The following is a 15,860-nucleotide window of genomic DNA, read 5'->3' as shown; positions in this document are numbered from 1 at the left end:
ACGGGTGGTCGGCCTTCCTGCTCGGTGGCGTCCTGTTCGCGCTCTACCCGCTGCCGCCGCGCGCCGTCACATCGCGTACCGGGTGTCCATCACCTGGTCGTCGGTCACCTCGGTGCCCAACGCCCACGCCTCGTAGACGCCTCGTTCGTGGCACTGCGCGCCGGTCGCCACCACCGCCTCCGGGTTCGGGAAGCGCAGGCGCACCCGCAACCAACCGGCCTCCTCCCGCAGCACCAGGCAGGGCACACCCCGCCACTGGGCGAACCGGAGTCGGCGAGCCACCGCCTCCACCGGGTAACGGGCCGCCCGGGTCATCGCCAGCACCCGGAACCCGCCGGGCAGGTCGGCCACCGCCTCGTACTCGGTGTCACCGTAGAGACCGACCAACTGGGTGGAGCGCGGCGCGTCCCCGTTCGGCACGTACTCCTGGTCCGGGGACAGGCCCGGCACCCCGGCCAGCAGGTGTCGCCACTGCGGGCCCACCATCCGCAGCCATCCGCGCTGCTCGGCCTGGTAGGTGTAGAGCACCACCTCCACCCCCTCCGCGGGGTACGCGATCAGGGCGGCGTTCGCCGGCATCGGCAGGTCGGCGAAGTCCCGGGTGATGAACTCCGGAATGAGCTGACCGTTGCTCGGCACGAAGCCCGTGCCCAGCACCGGGGCGCCGAGCCGGTCCCGGGACGCCAGCGCGGTCAGGCCGCGGTGCGCCTCGCCCACCGGCACGTCGTAGTCGCCCGGGTCGGACGCCCGCCACCGCAGCGCGTACGTCACATCCGGCCCCTCCCGGCCGACGTCACCGTCGCTGCGCAGCACCGTCGTCGTCGCCGGCGTACGCAGGTGCGCAACGTCGTACTCGCGGTAGCAGAAGCCGTGCGGCAACCAGCCCCGCACGTAGCCGGCGAGCTGCTGGGCGGAGAGCACCTTCACCATCCGGGTGCCCCGCCGGACCACCGCCGACGCGCGCGCCGCCGCCAGCACCGGGTCACCCGCCGCGGACGGCTGCTGGCTGAGCTGGTGCAGGTACGCCCAACCCCGCTCGCGGTGCGCCGGCATCATCAGCGGCATCTCCGGCTCGTCGGCCGGTTCGGTGCCTCCGTGTACCGCGGTCACCTCGCTGACGTGCACGAACCGGCGCCACGGCAGCGCGCTGCCCGGCCGGGGCGCCCACTCGAAGCCGGCCACCTCGTCGGCGCTGAACAGCTCGTACGCGGCGCCTCGGGCGATCTCCTCGGCCGGGTACACACCGCCGCCGAACGCCACATGCAACCCGGTACGTTCGCCGGCGGTCCCGCCGGTCTGGGGGATGACGCTCATGCCGCCGTCTCCCTCTCCCTCGACGAGATGCCCTGTCGACCCGGTTCGCTCGCTCGCTGGCGACGGTAGAGTCGCGCGGCGTAGTCGAGGTGAACGTCGGGTGGCGGGCAGATGGACAGCCCCGGTGTGTGATGCTGTCGCTGATGAGCGAGCCCACTGAATCGCGCCGAGAGCGTGCCGCCCGGCGGGCCGGAGAGTTTCCGCCCGCCCCCGAGCCGCTGCCCCGCGCGGTACTGGACAGCCACACCCACCTGGACATCACTGTCAGCGAGGCCGGTGCGCCCGGCGGCGGGCCGGCCGACGACCCGGTCGGGGTGGCGATCGAGTTGGCCACCAAGGTCGGGGTGGACCGGCTGGTCCAGGTGGGCGTGGACGTCGCCTCGTCCCGGTGGGGCGCGGCCACCGCCGAGCGGTACCCCGCCGTGCTGGCCACCGTGGCGCTGCACCCCAACGAGGCACCCCGGCTCAGCGACCTCGACGAGGCGTTGCGGGAGATCGAGTCACTCGCCGCCCGCGACCGGGTCCGGGGGATCGGCGAGACCGGAATGGACTTCTTCCGGACCGGCGACGAGGGGCGCGCCGCGCAGGAGGACAGCTTCCGGGCGCACATCGCGATCGCCAAGCGGTACGGCAAGGCGTTGGTCATCCACGACCGGGACGCCCACGCGGACGTGCTGCGGATCCTCGACGACGAGGGAGCGCCGGACCGGGTGGTGCTGCACTGCTTCTCCGGTGACGCCGACTTCGCCCGCGAGTGTGTCCGCCGCGGTTACCTGCTCAGCTTCGCCGGCACCGTCACCTTCGGCAGCGCCAACGCGCTGCGGGAGGCCGCCGCGCTCACCCCCGTCGACCAGATACTGGTGGAGACCGACGCCCCGTACCTCACCCCGACACCGCACCGTGGCCGGCCGAACGCCTCGTACCTGATCCCGCTCACCGTCCGGGCGCTCGCCCAGACCACCGGCACCGACCTGGACGAGCTGTGCGCGACCATCTCCGCCACCGGCGACCGGGTCTTCGGCCCGTGGTGAGCCCGGCCCGACGGTCGGCACCGACCCCGTCGCTACGCTTCCAGGCATGACCGGTCTCCTCGGCCCGGCGGAGATCCGGGAGCTCGCCGCCCGGCTGGGCGTCGCGCCCACCAAGAAGCTGGGCCAGAACTTCGTGCACGACCCGAACACCGTGCGCCGGATCGTCACCGCCGCCGGCCTGACCCCGGACGACGTGGCTCTGGAGGTCGGCCCGGGGCTCGGTTCGCTGACCCTGGGGCTGCTGCCGATCGCGGGGCACGTGCACGCCGTGGAGATCGACCCGGTGCTGGCCGGCGCGCTGCCGGAGACCGCCGCGCGGTACGCCTCGGCGGACGCCGACCGGCTCACCGTGCACCGAGCTGACGCCCTGCGCGTCGCCGCCGCCGAGCTGGCCGACCCACCGCCGACCGCGCTGGTGGCGAACCTGCCCTACAACGTGGCCGTGCCAGTGGTGCTGCACCTGCTCGCCGTGCTGCCCACCCTGCGGCACGGCCTGGTGATGGTGCAGAAGGAGGTCGCCGACCGGCTGGTCGCCGGTCCCGGCTCCAAGGTGTACGGAATCCCGTCGGTCAAACTCGCCTGGTACGCCCAGGCCCGGGGTGCCGGACGGGTGCCCCCGAACGTGTTCTGGCCGGTGCCCAACGTCGACTCCGGCCTGGTCGCCTTCACCTGCCACGAACCGCCCCGGTCCGACGTACCTCGGGAAAGGGTGTTCGCAGTGGTGGATGCGGCGTTCGCGCAGCGGCGCAAGACGCTGCGCGCCGCGTTGGCCGGCTGGGCCGGTAGCGCGGACCGGGCCGCCGCCGCGCTCACCGCGGCCGGCGTCGACCCCGGCGCCCGGGGGGAATCCCTGACCGTCGAGCAGTTCGCCGCCATCGCCGCGTCGGCTCCGGCCGGTACGCCGGCCGCGAAGTAGGCTGACGCCCGTGCCCGCCGAGGACGCCGAGGAGCTGATCGTGGCCAAGCCGTTCGACATCCGCCTGCGCTTGCGGGATGTCACCCCGTGACCGAGGCCTGGCGTCCGGACGACGAGGACGAGCGACGCGGGGCCATCGGGCCGGTGAAGGTCCGGGTGCCCGCCAAGGTCAATCTGCACCTCGGGGTGGGCCCGCTGCGCCGGGACGGCTACCACGAGCTGAACACGGTTTACCACGCCATCTCGATCTACGACGAGCTGACGGCCCGTCGGGGCGACACGCTCGCCCTGACGATGGAGGGCGAGGGCACCGGCGAGCTGGCCCTGGACGACTCCAACCTGGTGATCCGCGCGGCGCACGCCCTCGCCGGGTACGCGGGTGTGCTGCCGCACGCCCGGCTGCACCTGCGTAAGCAGATTCCGCTCGCCGGCGGGCTGGCCGGTGGGAGCGCCGACGCGGCCGCCGCGCTGGTGGCCTGCGACGCGCTGTGGGGCACCGGGCTGTCCCGCGACGAGCTGGCCGGGATCGCCGCCGACCTCGGCTCCGACGTGCCGTTCCTGATCTACGGGGGCACCGCGCTGGGCACCGGCCGGGGTGAGGCGATCAGCCCGGTGCTGGCCCGTCCGACCACCTGGCACTGGGTGGTGGCGATCGCCGACGTGGGCCTCTCCACTCCCGCCGCGTACCGCGAGCTGGACCGGCTGCGCGACTCCGGTGCCGCCGGTGCCCCGCTGGGCCCCACCGACGCCCTCCTGGGCGCGCTGCGTCAACGCGACCCCCGGGTACTCGCCCGGACGCTCGGCAACGACCTCCAGGACGCCGCGCTGGCCATGCTCCCGGCGCTGGCCGACACCCTCAAGGCCGGCGAGGAGGCCGGCGCGCTCACCGGCATCGTCTCCGGCTCCGGCCCGACCTGTGTGTTCCTCGCGGCCGACGCGGCCGACGCGGAGCGGATCGCCGCCGAGCTGAACGCCGCGGAGGTGTGCCGGGAGGCGCGGGTCGCCCACGGCCCGGTCGCCGGTGCCCGCGTCGGCTGACGGCCCGTCCCACCAGTCCCGCGGGCGCGCGGCGCGGTCGGCCGGGGCGTCCGCGTACCCTTGAGGCAGGCGTCCAGGTGCCCGCCGGCACCGGGACGCCTTGATCATGAAGGGTGGATCGTGGCGAACATCGTCAATCTGGACCGGGTGTCCAAGGGGTACGGCGCGGCAGGGCGGCTGCTCACGGACGTCTCGCTCGGCCTGGACGACGCCGACCGGATCGGCGTGGTCGGCCTCAACGGCGCCGGCAAGTCCACCCTGCTGCGGCTGCTCACGAAGCAGGAGGGCCCCGACGACGGCCGGGTGACCCACCGTCGCGACCTGCGCGTGCTGTGGCTGCCGCAGCAGCTCACGCTGGCCCCCGACGCCACGGTCCGGGACGTGGTGCTCGGCACCGCCTGGCTCGACGAGGGCATGGGCGCCGAGCACGAGTGGGCCGGTGACGCCGGTGTGCGTGCCATCCTCGACGGCCTCGGCATGCCGCACCTGGGCCTCGACCAGCCGGTCGGCCCGATGTCCGGTGGCGAACGACGCCGGGTGGCGCTCGCCGCGCTACTCGTCCGCGACTCCGACCTGCTCATCCTCGACGAGCCCACCAACCACCTCGACGTCGGCGGTGTCGACTGGCTCGCCCGGCACCTGGTCGGCCGCAAGGGCGCGCTGGTGGTCGTCACCCACGACCGGTGGTTCCTCGACGCGGTCTGCACCACCACCTGGGAGGTCGCGGACCAGACCGTTCGCGCCTACGAGGGCGGCTTCGCCGCCTGGACCCTGGCCCGCGCCGAGCGCGAGCGCGTCGCCGCCGCCACCGAGGCCCGCCGGCAGAACCTGCTCCGCAAGGAGATCGCCTGGCTGCGCCGTGGTCCGCCGGCCCGTACCTCCAAGCCCCAGTTCCGCATCGACGCCGCGAACGCGTTGATCGCCGACGTGCCGCCGGCGCGGGACACCATGTCCCTGCAACGCATGGCCGTCTCCCGGCTCGGCAAGCAGGTGTACGAGCTGGAGAACGTCGAGCTGCACGCCGGCCCCAAGGAGATCCTGCGCGACGTCAGCTGGCTGGTCGGCCCCGGCGACCGGATTGCCATCCTCGGCGCCAACGGCGCCGGCAAGACCACGTTGCTGCGGTTGCTCGCCGGCATCACCCGCCCCGACGGTGGCCGTCTCGGCACCGGCTCCACGGTGCGGCCGGCGTTCCTGTCCCAGGAGCTCACCGAGCTGCCCGGGCACCTTCGCGTGCTGGAAGCCGTCGAGGAGGTCGCCCGCCGGGTCCAGCTCGGCGACCGGGAGGTCTCCGCGTCCCAGCTCGCCGAGGTGTTCGGCTTCGACGACCGCCGCCTCTGGACCCCGGTCAGCGACCTCTCCGGTGGGGAACGCCGCCGGTTGCAGATGCTGCGGCTGCTCGCGGGAGAGCCCAACGTCCTGCTCTTCGACGAGCCCACCAACGACCTGGACACCGACACCCTCGCAGCGTTGGAGGACCTGCTCGACTCGTGGCCCGGCACGATCATCGTGGCGAGCCACGACCGCTACCTGATCGAGCGGGTCACCGACACCGCGTACGGCATGTTCGGCGACGGTCGGCTGGTGCACCTGCCGGGTGGCGTGGACGAGTACCTCGCGCGGACCGCCGAGCGGGCCGGCTCTTCTCGGGCGGGTGTCACCTCGACCTCCGGGCCCACCGCTTCCTCGGGAGCCGGCATGTCCGCCGCCGAGGTCCGCCAGGCCCGCAAGGAACTGAGCCGGCTGGAACGGCAGCTCGGCAAACTCGACCAGCGCGAGACCACGCTGCTCGATCAGTTGGCGGCGGACGCCACCGACTACGCCCGGGTCGCCGAGTTGGACGCCCAGCTCAAGGATCTGCGCGCCGAGCGGGAGCGGATCGAGGAGAGCTGGATGACCCTCGCCGAGGACCTGCCGGAGAGCTGAACGTTCCGGGCGCGCCGGCCCGGGCCCCGTGTGCGGCGTCACACCACCACATGCGAGACAATCGTCGGCGACACCTACCCCACGGCGTTGGAGACACAGACATGGCACACACCCCCGTCAACCACCCCGCGCGGCCGATCTACCGGGCGATCGGCGGGCTGACCGGTCTGTACCTGGTGGTCTTCGGTGTGCTCGGCATCATCGCCAGCACCGGCAACGAGATCCTCGCCCAGGACGACACCCGGGTCCTCGGTCAGGGCACCAACCTCGGCTTCTCGCTGCTCAGCGTGTTGCTCGGGATCGTCGTGCTGGTCGGCACCGCGCTCGGCCGCAACATCGACGTGGCGATCAACCAGTGGCTGGCGTACGCCCTGATGGTGATCGGCCTGGGTGGTCTCGCCTTCATCCGCACCGACGCCAACATCTTCAACTTCAGCATCACCACTGTGGTCGTGGTGCTGACGGCGTCCCTGGTGCTGCTCATGGTCGGCATGTACGGCAAGGTCGGGTCCGAGGAGGAGGCGGAGGCCTTCCACAAGGCTCGTCTGATTCTCTGAGCTCTTCGTGGTTGCGGTGGTGGTTTTCGCCGGAGCCCGAGCTGCTCCGGGCGGTCAGGCTTGATCCCTGCGCAGCTCGGGCTCCCGCGCGACCATCAGTGTTTTGCCTGACGTGCCCGTTTTTGTGGGCGACAATTCCCCTGAAACGGTCAATCAGGGGGTCTCGGGTATGCCGCATTTTCCGGTCAACCATCCGGCACGGCCGCTGTACCGGGTCCTCTCCGGTCTGGTCGGCGTCTACATCCTGGTCTTCGGCGTCTGGGGTGTCGCCGAGACGATCGGTGACCCGCTCTTCGCTCGGAGCAGCACCTGGGCCCTCGGACTGCGGACCAACCTGGCCTTCTCGCTCGCCTCGGTGATCTTCGGAATCGTCCTGATCATCGGGGCGTCGCGGCGCAGCAACCTCGGTCACTACATGAATCTCACTGCGGGTGTGGTGTTCCTGGTGACCAGCATTCTGATGATGTCCGTGCTGCAGACCGACGCGAACTTCCTCAACTTCTCGATGTCGACAGTCGTGGTGTCGATGCTGTTCGGCCTGATCCTGTTCGGCACCGGCCTGTACGACAAGGTCGGCCCGGCCGAGCACGCGGAGGCGGAGCTGGAGCGCCGTAAACACCCGGTCGCCGACGCACACCGCCGCTGAGCAGGCTCAGCAGCGGTGTGCGGTCAGCGGGCTCGGGGTCAGCCGGCTCAGTGGCGGCGCGCGGTGATCAGTGTCGGCTTCGCCTCCAGGTGCGACAGCCCGTTCCACGCCAGGTTGACGAGGTGCGCCGCCACCGTCTCCTTGCGCGGCTTGCGCACCTCCAGCCACCAGCGCCCGGTCAGGGCCACCATGCCGACCAGCGCCTGCGAGTAGAGCTCGGCGAGCTTCGGGTCGTACCCGCGGCTCTTGAACTCGGCGCCCAGGATGTGCTCGACCTGGTGCGCCACGTCGTTCATCACGCTGCTGAAGTTGGCCGTGCCGGACATCAGCGGCGACTCGCGGACCAGGACCCGGAAGCCGCTGGCCTCCTCCTCGATGTAGCCCAGCAGGGCCAGCGCGGCCTGTTCCAGCAGCTCCCGGGGATGCCCAGCGGTCAACGCCGTGGTGATCCGGTCCAGTAGGGCGCGGACCTCCCGGTCCACCACCACCGCGTACAGCCCTTCCTTGCCGCCGAAGTGCTCGTACACCACCGGCTTGGAGACCTTGGCGCGGGCGGCGACCTCCTCGATCGAGGTGGCGTCGAAGCCACGCTCGGCGAACAACTGCCGGCCGGTCGCGATCAACTGCTCCCGTCGCTGGGCCGCCGACATGCGTACCCGGGAGGTGGTCTTCGGTTTCGGGGCCGGGGCCGGGGCCGGCGTCGCCCGCCGGCCCTCGGCCACATCCTTGCTCTCGGGCATGTCGCCGCCTCGCTGGCGCTCGGTGACGCCCTGCCGTGGGATGGTGCCTCCGCTGTGCCCGTTCACGTCGTCGCCTCACTGTCGGGCGGTCCGACCCCGCCGCGCCGTCCGACCGTATCCGGATCGAGCCCGGCTCCCCGTCGGCCGAGCCGTCCGGTCCCCCCGCGTGGCTCGGTCATCTGGGCCATCCTGCCAGGCGGCCTCCCGGCGCACCGCCCGGTTTTACCGGGGTGCGACCGGCTTCACCAGCTTCGCGGCCAGGCGTTCCGGCTTCGGCCAGCGCACGTGCGACGCCGCGCCGACCTTCTCGAACATCCAGATCACCCGGGCGGAGATGTCGACCTGCCCGCGGAGCACGCCGTGCCGGGCGCTGGTCGGGTCAGCGTGGTGCAGGTTGTGCCAGCTCTCGCCGAAGGACAGGATCGCCAGCGGCCAGAAGTTCGACGCGCGGTCGCCCTGACGCATCGCGAACGGACGCTCACCGTAGACGTGGCAGACCGAGTTGATCGCCCAGGTGACGTGGTGCAGCAGGCCGATCCGGACCAGCCCGGCCCAGAAGAACGCGGTCAGCGCGCCCTGCCAGGACCAGGTCACCAGGCCACCGATCAGCGCCGGGCCGAGCAGCGAGATGGCCACCAGCATCGGGAAGAGACGGTCGACCCGGCTGATGTCGCGGTCGGCGATGAGGTCCGGTGCGAAGCGCTCGCGGTTGGACAGCTCACGGCGGAACAGCCAGCCGACGTGCGCGTGGAACAGGCCTCGGGTCAACGCCCAGAAGCTGGTGCCGAAGCGCCACGGCGAGTGCGGGTCGCCCTCCAGGTCGGAGAACGCGTGGTGTCGGCGGTGGTCGGCCACCCACTGGATGATCTCGCCCTGCACCGCCAGTGAGCCCGCCACCGCCAATGACACCCGCAGCCACCGCTTCGCCTTGAACGAGCCGTGCGTGAAGTAGCGGTGGAAGCCGACGGTGATGCCGAGCCCGGAGATGACGTACCAGACCAGGCCGATGATCACGTCGGTCCAGCCGAGCCAGCCGCCCCAGGCGACGGGCACGGCGACCAGCAGGGCGACGAAGGGGATCACCACGAACGCCCACAGGGCGGCCAGGATGCCGGGGGACTGGCTGCCGTCGGTGAGGGGTTTGGGGCCGGGCGCGGCGGTGTTGGGATCGAGCAGAGCAGTGGACATGGGACCTCGCAGGGGGAAGGTGACGATCACGAAGTTACGCCTACGTCACCGTAACTTACGGCACCGTAGATCGCACGGGGAAGTTTCGAAAAACCCTCGGATACTCGCACGAACCAGCAGGTCAAGGCAGTGCGAGCGGCGGCGGGTCGCGGTGTCGTCGCAGGCGCCGGGAGTACGGAACAGGGGGTGCCGGCGGCTGTCCGGGAAGCGGGTTCGGCGGGGTGGGGTGGAATGAGCGATGGCGTCCGACGCTCGGGACGCTAAGGTGTAGCCGGCGGGGTGCTCGTCCCCCCGGATGCGACGTGCTCGCATCGTTGATCGGCCGTGGTGTAACTGGCAACACCCGGGTCTTTGGTACCCGTATTTCAGGTTCGAACCCTGGCGGCCGAGCTGTCCATCTGCGCCCGTTTTAGGGTCCGGTGGGGGTAAGAGGAAGACGCGATGGGGCCCGCGGCTAGCATGGCCGCGAGAGTGTCCGCCGTCCCGACGGGAGCCACATCGTGCCCCAGCCCCACCTTCGTACCGTCGTCGTTCTCGCCGCCGGTGAGGGCAAGCGGATGAAGTCGACACTGCCCAAGGTGCTGCACCCGCTGCTCGGTCGGACGCTACTCGGTCACGTGCTGAGCGCCGCCGCGCCGCTCGCCGCTGACCGCACCGTCGTCGTCGTGGGGCATGGCGCCGACCAGGTCCGGGGGCACCTCTCCGAGGTCGCACCGGACGCCACGCCCGTGCTCCAGGCCGAGCAGCTCGGCACCGGCCACGCCGTACGGATCGCGCTGGACGCCGTCCCGGACGGGGCCGGCACCGTCGTGGTGATCAACGGGGACGTGCCGCTGCTGCGACCCGAGACGGTCGGCGCGCTGGTGACCGCGCACGAGGAGGCCGCCGCGGCGGCCACCGTGCTCGCCGCCGAGGTGCCCGACCCGACCGGGCTCGGCCGGATCGTCCGGGACGCCGACGGCCGCCTGGAGCAGATCGTCGAAGAGCGTGACGCCGACGCGACGCAGCGGGCGATCCGGGAGATCAACGCCGGCATCTACGCGTTCGACGCGGTGCGGCTGCGCGACGCGCTGGGCAAGCTCTCCACCGACAACGACCAGGGCGAGGAGTACCTGACCGACGTCTTCGGGCTGCTCCGCTCGGCCGGTGAGCCGGTCGCCGTGCACGTGGCCGACGACCACGTGGAGACGTTGGGCTGCAACGACCGGGTGGAGCTGGCGGCGCTGCGCCGGCTGCTGCGCGACCGGGTCAACGAGGCGTGGATGCGGACCGGGGTCAGCCTGCTCGACCCGGCGACCACCTGGATCGACGTGACGGTGGCGCTGGACCGCGACGCCGTGGTCGACCAGAACACCCAGCTGCGCGGAGCCACAGTGGTCGGCGCGGGCGCGCTGGTCGGGCCGGACGTCACGCTCATCGACACGGTCGTCGGCCCCGCCGCGTCGGTGGTCAGAAGCCACGCCGTCGGCGCCGAGGTGGGCGCTGGCGCCACCGTCGGGCCCTACGCGTACCTGCGGCCGGCCGCACGACTCGCCGAGAAGGCGAAGGTCGGCACGTTCGTCGAGGTGAAGAACACGCAGATCGGCGCGGGCTCCAAGGTGCCGCACCTCACGTACGTGGGTGACGCGACGATCGGCGAGCACACCAACATCGGCGCGGCGTCGGTCTTCGTGAACTACGACGGGGTGAACAAGCACCACACCGTCATCGGCAGCCACGCCCGCACGGGGGCGGACAACATGTTCGTGGCGCCGGTCGAGGTGGGCGACGGCGCGTACACGGCTGCTGGCTCGGTCATCGTCGACGACGTGCCGGCGGGTGCGATGGGCGTCGCCCGGGCCCGCCAGCGCAACATCGAGGGCTGGGTGGTGAAGCGCCGCGCCGGCACGGCAGCGGCCGAGGCGGCGCAGCGGGCCAGCGACGCGAAGGGTGCGCAGCGAGTCGGCGACGCGAAGGGTGCGTCGGTGGCACCCGGCACCGCAAGCGACAGTGAGGCAATCCACGGGGTGACCGAGACGGTGGGCGGCGCATCCGGCCCGGGAGATACTGCAACCGAATAGTCCCTGACCCACCACCACCGGGTCGGGTACCGCCGACAAAACGGGAGCAGACGGGCCCATGGGCAGCATCGTCGCCGAAAACCGCAAAAGCCTGATGCTCTTTTCCGGACGTGGCTTTCCGGAGTTGGCCAAGGAGATCGGCGAGGTGCTCGGCGTCGCGCCGACCCCGGCCGACGCGTACGAGTTCGCCAACGGCGAGATCTTCGTACGTTTCAAAGACTCGGTGCGTGGTTCGGACGCCTTCGTGGTGCAGTCCGTCACGCACGGAGTGAACACCTGGGTCATGGAGACCCTGATCATGGTTGACGCGCTGAAGCGGGGGTCGGCGAAGCGGATCACCGTGGTGCTGCCGTTCTACCCGTACGCGCGTCAGGACAAGAAGCACCGGGGTCGGGAGCCGATCTCGGCCCGCCTGGTGGCGGACCTGTTGAAGACCGCCGGCGCGAACCGCATCCTCACCGTCGACCTGCACACCGCACAGATCCAGGGCTTCTTCGACGGCCCGGTGGACCACCTCTTCGCCATGGACATCCTGGCCGAGTACGTGGAGCGCAAGTACGCCGGCCGACCGATGACAGTGGTGGCACCGGACTCGGGCCGGGTGCGGGTTGCCGAGCGGTGGACCGACCGGCTGGGCGGTTGCCCGCTGGCGTTCATCCACAAGACCCGGGACCCGATGAAGCCGAACCAGGTCGTGGCGAACCGCGTGGTCGGCGAGGTGGAGGGCCGGGTCTGCCTGATCGTCGACGACATGATCGACACCGGCGGCACGATCGCCAAGGCCGCCGACATCCTGAAGGAACAGGGGGCCGCGGAGATCGTTGTCGCGTCCACCCACGCGCTGCTGTCGGACCCGGCCACCGAGCGGCTGAAGAACAGCTCGATCAGCGAGATCGTGGTGACCAACACGTTGCCGCTTCCGCCGGAGAAGCAGTTGGACAAGCTGACAGTGCTGTCGATCGCGCCGCTGCTGGCGCGGGCGATCCGGGAGGTCTTCGACGACGGTTCGGTGACCACCCTCTTCGGCGGCCTGAGCTGATCATTTAGCCCCGTTTCCGCCACTCGCCGTTCCGGCGGGGGCGGGGCTGTCAAACTGGTGGAAACGGGGCCGGCGCGCTGGTGGGAATACCACCGACGCGCCGGTCTGGAGCCGTGAACGGGGACTGCCGGAAACCCTGGAAACAGCTCGGGTAGACTGGTGCGGTTGCCACGGCGAGGGTGCCCGGCGGGCCGCTGAAAAGCGCCGCACGGAGGCACCGTCATCGACGCGGTGCTCCGGGCAGTCGTTCATGACGCATGAGCCCCAGCGAGCCCCTCGCCCCAGCACCGCCAGACGACAAGCCGCCGCAGCGAAAAGCATCAGGAGTTTCCCCGTGTCCGAGGTAAAGATCAGCGCCGAGCCCCGCACCGAGTTCGGCAAGGGTGGTGCCCGCCGTACCCGCCGGGCCGGCAAGGTGCCCGCCGTGCTGTACGGCCACGGCGAGAAGCCCAAGCACATCGCGCTGCCGTCGCGGGAGTTCGCCGCGGCGATCCGTAAGGGCGGCGCCAACCAGCTCTTCGCGATCGACATCACCGACGGCACCCAGGTGCTGGCGCTGCCGAAGGCGATCCAGCGGGACCCGATCCGGGACACCTTCGAGCACGTCGACCTGATCCTGGTCCGTCGGGGCGAGAAGGTCACCGTCGAGGTTCCGGTCCAGCTGACCGGCGAGGCCGCGCGGGACACCCTGATCGTGCACGACCACGACACCCTCTCGGTGACCGCCGACGCCACCAAGGTTCCGGACCACCTCGAGGCCTCGATCGAGGGCCTGGAGGCGGGCACCCAGGTGACCGCCGCTGACGTCGAGCTGCCGTCCGGCGTCGAGCTGGCCGCCGACTCCGACCTGACCGTCGCGTCGGTGACCGCCGCCCCCACCGCCGAGCAGCTCGAGGCGACGCTGCCCGAGATCGAGGTGGCCACCGACGAGGCCGAGGCCGAGGTCGGCGAGACCACCGAGGGCTCCGAGGGTGCGGACGCGGCTCCGGCCGCCGAGGGCGACGAGAACGCCGAGGCGCGCACCGAGGCCTGATCGGTTCAAGCTCTGCGACAGGCGTCCCCGGATGATCGGGGGCGCCTGTCGGCGTATCGGGAGTCGGTGGATGGGCGTCGGGAGGGAAAGGTCGTGACGGACGAGGCGGGGCCGTGGCTGGTGGTCGGCTTGGGCAACCCCGGTCGGGAGTACGCCGGGAACCGGCACAACGTCGGTTTCATGGTGGCCGACCTGCTGGCCGGTCGGGTTGGTGCCCGGTTCGGGCGGCACAAGCGGGCGGTGGCCGAGGTGGCCGAGGCGCGGCTGGGGTTCGGTGGACCGAAGCTGGTGCTGGTGAAGCCACTGACGTACATGAACCTGTCCGGTGGGCCGGTGGCGGCCCTGGCGCAGTTCTACAAGGTGCCGGTGGCGCAGGTGATCGCGGTGCACGACGAACTGGACATCTCCTACGGCCAGGTGCGGGTGAAGTTCGGCGGCGGTGAGGGTGGGCACAACGGCCTGCGGTCGATGTCGAAGTCGTTGGGCACGAAGGACTACGCGCGGGTGCGGTTCGGCGTCGGCCGACCGCCGGGGCGGCAGGATCCGGCGGATTACGTGCTGTCGGATTTTGGCGCGGCGGAGCGTAAGGAACTGGATTTCCTGGTGGACCGGGCTGCCGACGTGGTGGAGTCGGTGATCGTCAAGGGCGTCGAGCCCACGCAGAACCTCTACCACGGCAGTTGAGGCCGGGTCCGAAGGCCCCGACTCGGGACCTCTCGACCGAGTCTGGCCGGGCGAGGCGTACCGGATCGGAAACGGTGGGCCGGTAGTCTGCGCCTTTCGGCGTGCCGCGACCGGCGACGCGGGTCGCGGCGAATCGGCCTGTGCGGGCACGGGTCGCGGCGAGGCGACGGGAGCGGGCAGATGAGCAGTCCTCCGATGATCGATGGCGCGTTCGCCCGATGGCTGGCGTCCCGGGCCGGGCAGGCGTTGCTCGACCTGCGCACGGAGATGGGTTTCGCGGACTCCGGCGCGCTGAAGTCGGCCGGGGACAAGGTGTCGCACGACCTGATTCGCACGGAGTTGGCGAAGTGGCGACCGGGCGACGCGGTGCTCTCCGAGGAGGACGAGGGCTCGCGGTTGGCCTGGGCGGCCGAGGTGAACACCGGGGCGGTGTCGCGGTTGACCGCCGACCGGGTGTGGATCATCGACCCGTTGGACGGCACCCGGGAGTTCTCCGAGGAGGGCCGCTCGGACTGGGCGGTGCACGTGGCGCTCTGGGCGCGTAACGCGCCGAGCCCGCACGGGCTGGTCGCCGGGGCGGTCGGCCTGCCGGCGCAGCACCGGGTGCTGGGCACCGACTACCCGCCGGCGTACCCGCCGATGACTGTGGAAGCGGCGACGGCCGGCGAGCGGAAGATCCGCCTGGCGGCTAGCCGGAGCCGGCCGCCAGTCTTCCTCACCGACCTGGCCGAGGACGTCGGGGCGCACCTGGTGCCGATGGGTTCGGCCGGCGCGAAGATCGCCGCCGTGGTCACCGGCGAGGTCGACGCCTATATCCACGCCGGTGGGCAGTACGAGTGGGACTCGGCTGCCCCGGTCGCTGTGGCGACGGCCACCGGACTACACGCTTCCCGGATCGACGGATCTGCGCTGAGATACAACGAGGCGGATCCGCGCCTGCCGGACCTCCTGGTCTGCCGCAAGGATCTCGCCACCCGGTTGCTTGCAGCGCTGCAGAGACATTCCGGGTAGCCTGAGCGGACTTTCTTGACATGTCCGACCGGAAAGGTCTGGAAATCGGATGATCGAGCGAATCGAGTCGGTGTCATGACCACCCCGGCGGCGTACCGGGTCTCCCACCTGGACGCCCTGGAGGCGGAGAGCATCTTCGTGATGCGCGAGGTGGTCGCCGAAATGGAACGCCCGGTGCTGCTCTTCTCCGGCGGCAAGGACTCGATCGTCATGCTGCGGCTGGCGCAGAAGGCGTTCGCCCCGGCCAACATCCCCTTCCCCGTCATGCACGTCGACACCGGGCACAACTTCCCCGAGGTCCTGGAATACCGCGACCAGCGAGTCGCCGAGCTGGGGTTGCAGCTCGTGATCGCGAGCGTGCCGGAAGCCCTGGCGAGCGGGATGGTCCGGGAGTCCGGCGACGGCATGCGCAACCGGATCCAGACGCCGGTGCTGTTGGACGCCGTGGAGAAGCACCGCTTCGACGCGCTCTTCGGTGGGGCTCGCCGAGACGAGGAGAAGGCCCGCGCGAAGGAGCGGGTCTTCAGCTTCCGTGACGAGTTCGGCCAGTGGGACCCGAAGAACCAGCGGCCGGAGTTGTGGCGCCCTGCACTGGTTCGACATGGCCGTCGCGGGGCCGGAAATTACCCGGGTCCTCGCACCCGGCGGCGTCCTGGCTGGTCTGTGGAACGTCATGG

The 15,860-nt window shown here is 71.3% G+C and carries 15 protein-coding genes and 1 tRNA gene; 13 read left to right on the top strand and 3 right to left on the bottom strand.

What is annotated here, in order from left to right:
• Positions 1-66 precede the first annotated feature (66 nt).
• A complete protein-coding gene (locus ACWCO3_RS19005; RefSeq protein ID WP_357837392.1) occupies positions 67-1,314 on the bottom strand; it encodes a hypothetical protein in 1,248 nt (415 codons plus the stop codon).
• A gap of 131 nt (positions 1,315-1,445) precedes the next feature.
• Here ACWCO3_RS19005 and ACWCO3_RS19000 point away from each other — a divergent pair, with 131 nt between their 5' ends.
• From ACWCO3_RS19000 to ACWCO3_RS18975, 6 genes are all read left to right on the top strand, one after another.
• Positions 1,446-2,345: a TatD family hydrolase gene (locus ACWCO3_RS19000; RefSeq protein ID WP_450011199.1), complete on the top strand. Its 900-nt coding sequence runs from the start codon at positions 1,446-1,448 to the stop codon at positions 2,343-2,345.
• Between the two features lie 46 nt (positions 2,346-2,391).
• On the top strand, positions 2,392-3,261 hold the full coding sequence (gene rsmA / locus ACWCO3_RS18995) for a 16S rRNA (adenine(1518)-N(6)/adenine(1519)-N(6))-dimethyltransferase RsmA (RefSeq protein WP_145786220.1): 870 nt from the start codon (positions 2,392-2,394) through the stop codon (positions 3,259-3,261).
• Positions 3,262-3,348: 87 nt separating this feature from the next.
• Positions 3,349-4,299, top strand: coding sequence for a 4-(cytidine 5'-diphospho)-2-C-methyl-D-erythritol kinase (locus ACWCO3_RS18990; protein ID WP_145786221.1), 951 nt, complete (start codon positions 3,349-3,351; stop codon positions 4,297-4,299).
• A 120-nt stretch (positions 4,300-4,419) separates the two neighbouring features.
• Complete coding sequence (locus ACWCO3_RS18985; protein ID WP_357837404.1) at positions 4,420-6,225, top strand: ABC-F family ATP-binding cassette domain-containing protein; 1,806 nt, start codon at positions 4,420-4,422, stop codon at positions 6,223-6,225.
• 101 nt (positions 6,226-6,326) lie between these two features.
• Complete coding sequence (locus tag ACWCO3_RS18980; RefSeq protein WP_145786223.1) at positions 6,327-6,782, top strand: DUF4383 domain-containing protein; 456 nt, start codon at positions 6,327-6,329, stop codon at positions 6,780-6,782.
• Between the two features lie 169 nt (positions 6,783-6,951).
• Positions 6,952-7,428: a DUF4383 domain-containing protein gene (locus ACWCO3_RS18975; protein ID WP_354878310.1), complete on the top strand. Its 477-nt coding sequence runs from the start codon at positions 6,952-6,954 to the stop codon at positions 7,426-7,428.
• Positions 7,429-7,475: 47 nt separating this feature from the next.
• Here the strand turns inward: ACWCO3_RS18975 and ACWCO3_RS18970 are convergent, their stop codons facing one another.
• Complete coding sequence (locus tag ACWCO3_RS18970; protein WP_357930894.1) at positions 7,476-8,168, bottom strand: TetR/AcrR family transcriptional regulator; 693 nt, start codon at positions 8,166-8,168, stop codon at positions 7,476-7,478.
• A gap of 222 nt (positions 8,169-8,390) precedes the next feature.
• Positions 8,391-9,356, bottom strand: a complete 966-nt coding sequence (locus ACWCO3_RS18965; protein ID WP_145786226.1) for an acyl-CoA desaturase — start codon at positions 9,354-9,356, stop codon at positions 8,391-8,393.
• Positions 9,357-9,674: 318 nt separating this feature from the next.
• On the opposite strand from ACWCO3_RS18965, the gene ACWCO3_RS18960 reads away from it, so the two are divergent.
• From ACWCO3_RS18960 to cysD, 7 genes are all read left to right on the top strand, one after another.
• A tRNA-Gln gene (locus ACWCO3_RS18960) sits at positions 9,675-9,746 on the top strand.
• Between the two features lie 107 nt (positions 9,747-9,853).
• Entirely contained in the window at positions 9,854-11,416 is a 1,563-nt protein-coding gene (gene glmU / locus ACWCO3_RS18955) for a bifunctional UDP-N-acetylglucosamine diphosphorylase/glucosamine-1-phosphate N-acetyltransferase GlmU (protein ID WP_450011201.1), read from the top strand.
• Between the two features lie 58 nt (positions 11,417-11,474).
• Positions 11,475-12,455 (top strand): ribose-phosphate diphosphokinase, encoded by a 981-nt coding sequence (locus tag ACWCO3_RS18950; protein WP_145786228.1) that lies wholly within the window; start codon positions 11,475-11,477, stop codon positions 12,453-12,455.
• 334 nt (positions 12,456-12,789) lie between these two features.
• The gene (locus ACWCO3_RS18945) at positions 12,790-13,488 is read left to right on the top strand and encodes a 50S ribosomal protein L25/general stress protein Ctc (RefSeq protein ID WP_145786229.1); all 699 of its coding nucleotides are present in this window, start codon (positions 12,790-12,792) and stop codon (positions 13,486-13,488) included.
• Between the two features lie 93 nt (positions 13,489-13,581).
• Entirely contained in the window at positions 13,582-14,172 is a 591-nt protein-coding gene (gene pth / locus ACWCO3_RS18940; RefSeq protein WP_145786230.1) for an aminoacyl-tRNA hydrolase, read from the top strand.
• Between the two features lie 180 nt (positions 14,173-14,352).
• The gene (locus ACWCO3_RS18935) at positions 14,353-15,183 is read left to right on the top strand and encodes an inositol monophosphatase family protein (RefSeq protein WP_088986426.1); all 831 of its coding nucleotides are present in this window, start codon (positions 14,353-14,355) and stop codon (positions 15,181-15,183) included.
• 75 nt (positions 15,184-15,258) lie between these two features.
• A partial coding sequence (cysD, locus tag ACWCO3_RS18930; RefSeq protein ID WP_450011192.1) for a sulfate adenylyltransferase subunit CysD occupies positions 15,259-15,860 on the top strand: 602 nt, incomplete at its 3' end.

The organism is Micromonospora sp. NPDC002411, from assembly GCF_053592955.1.
This window is presented reverse-complemented; position numbering and strand designations above follow the sequence as displayed.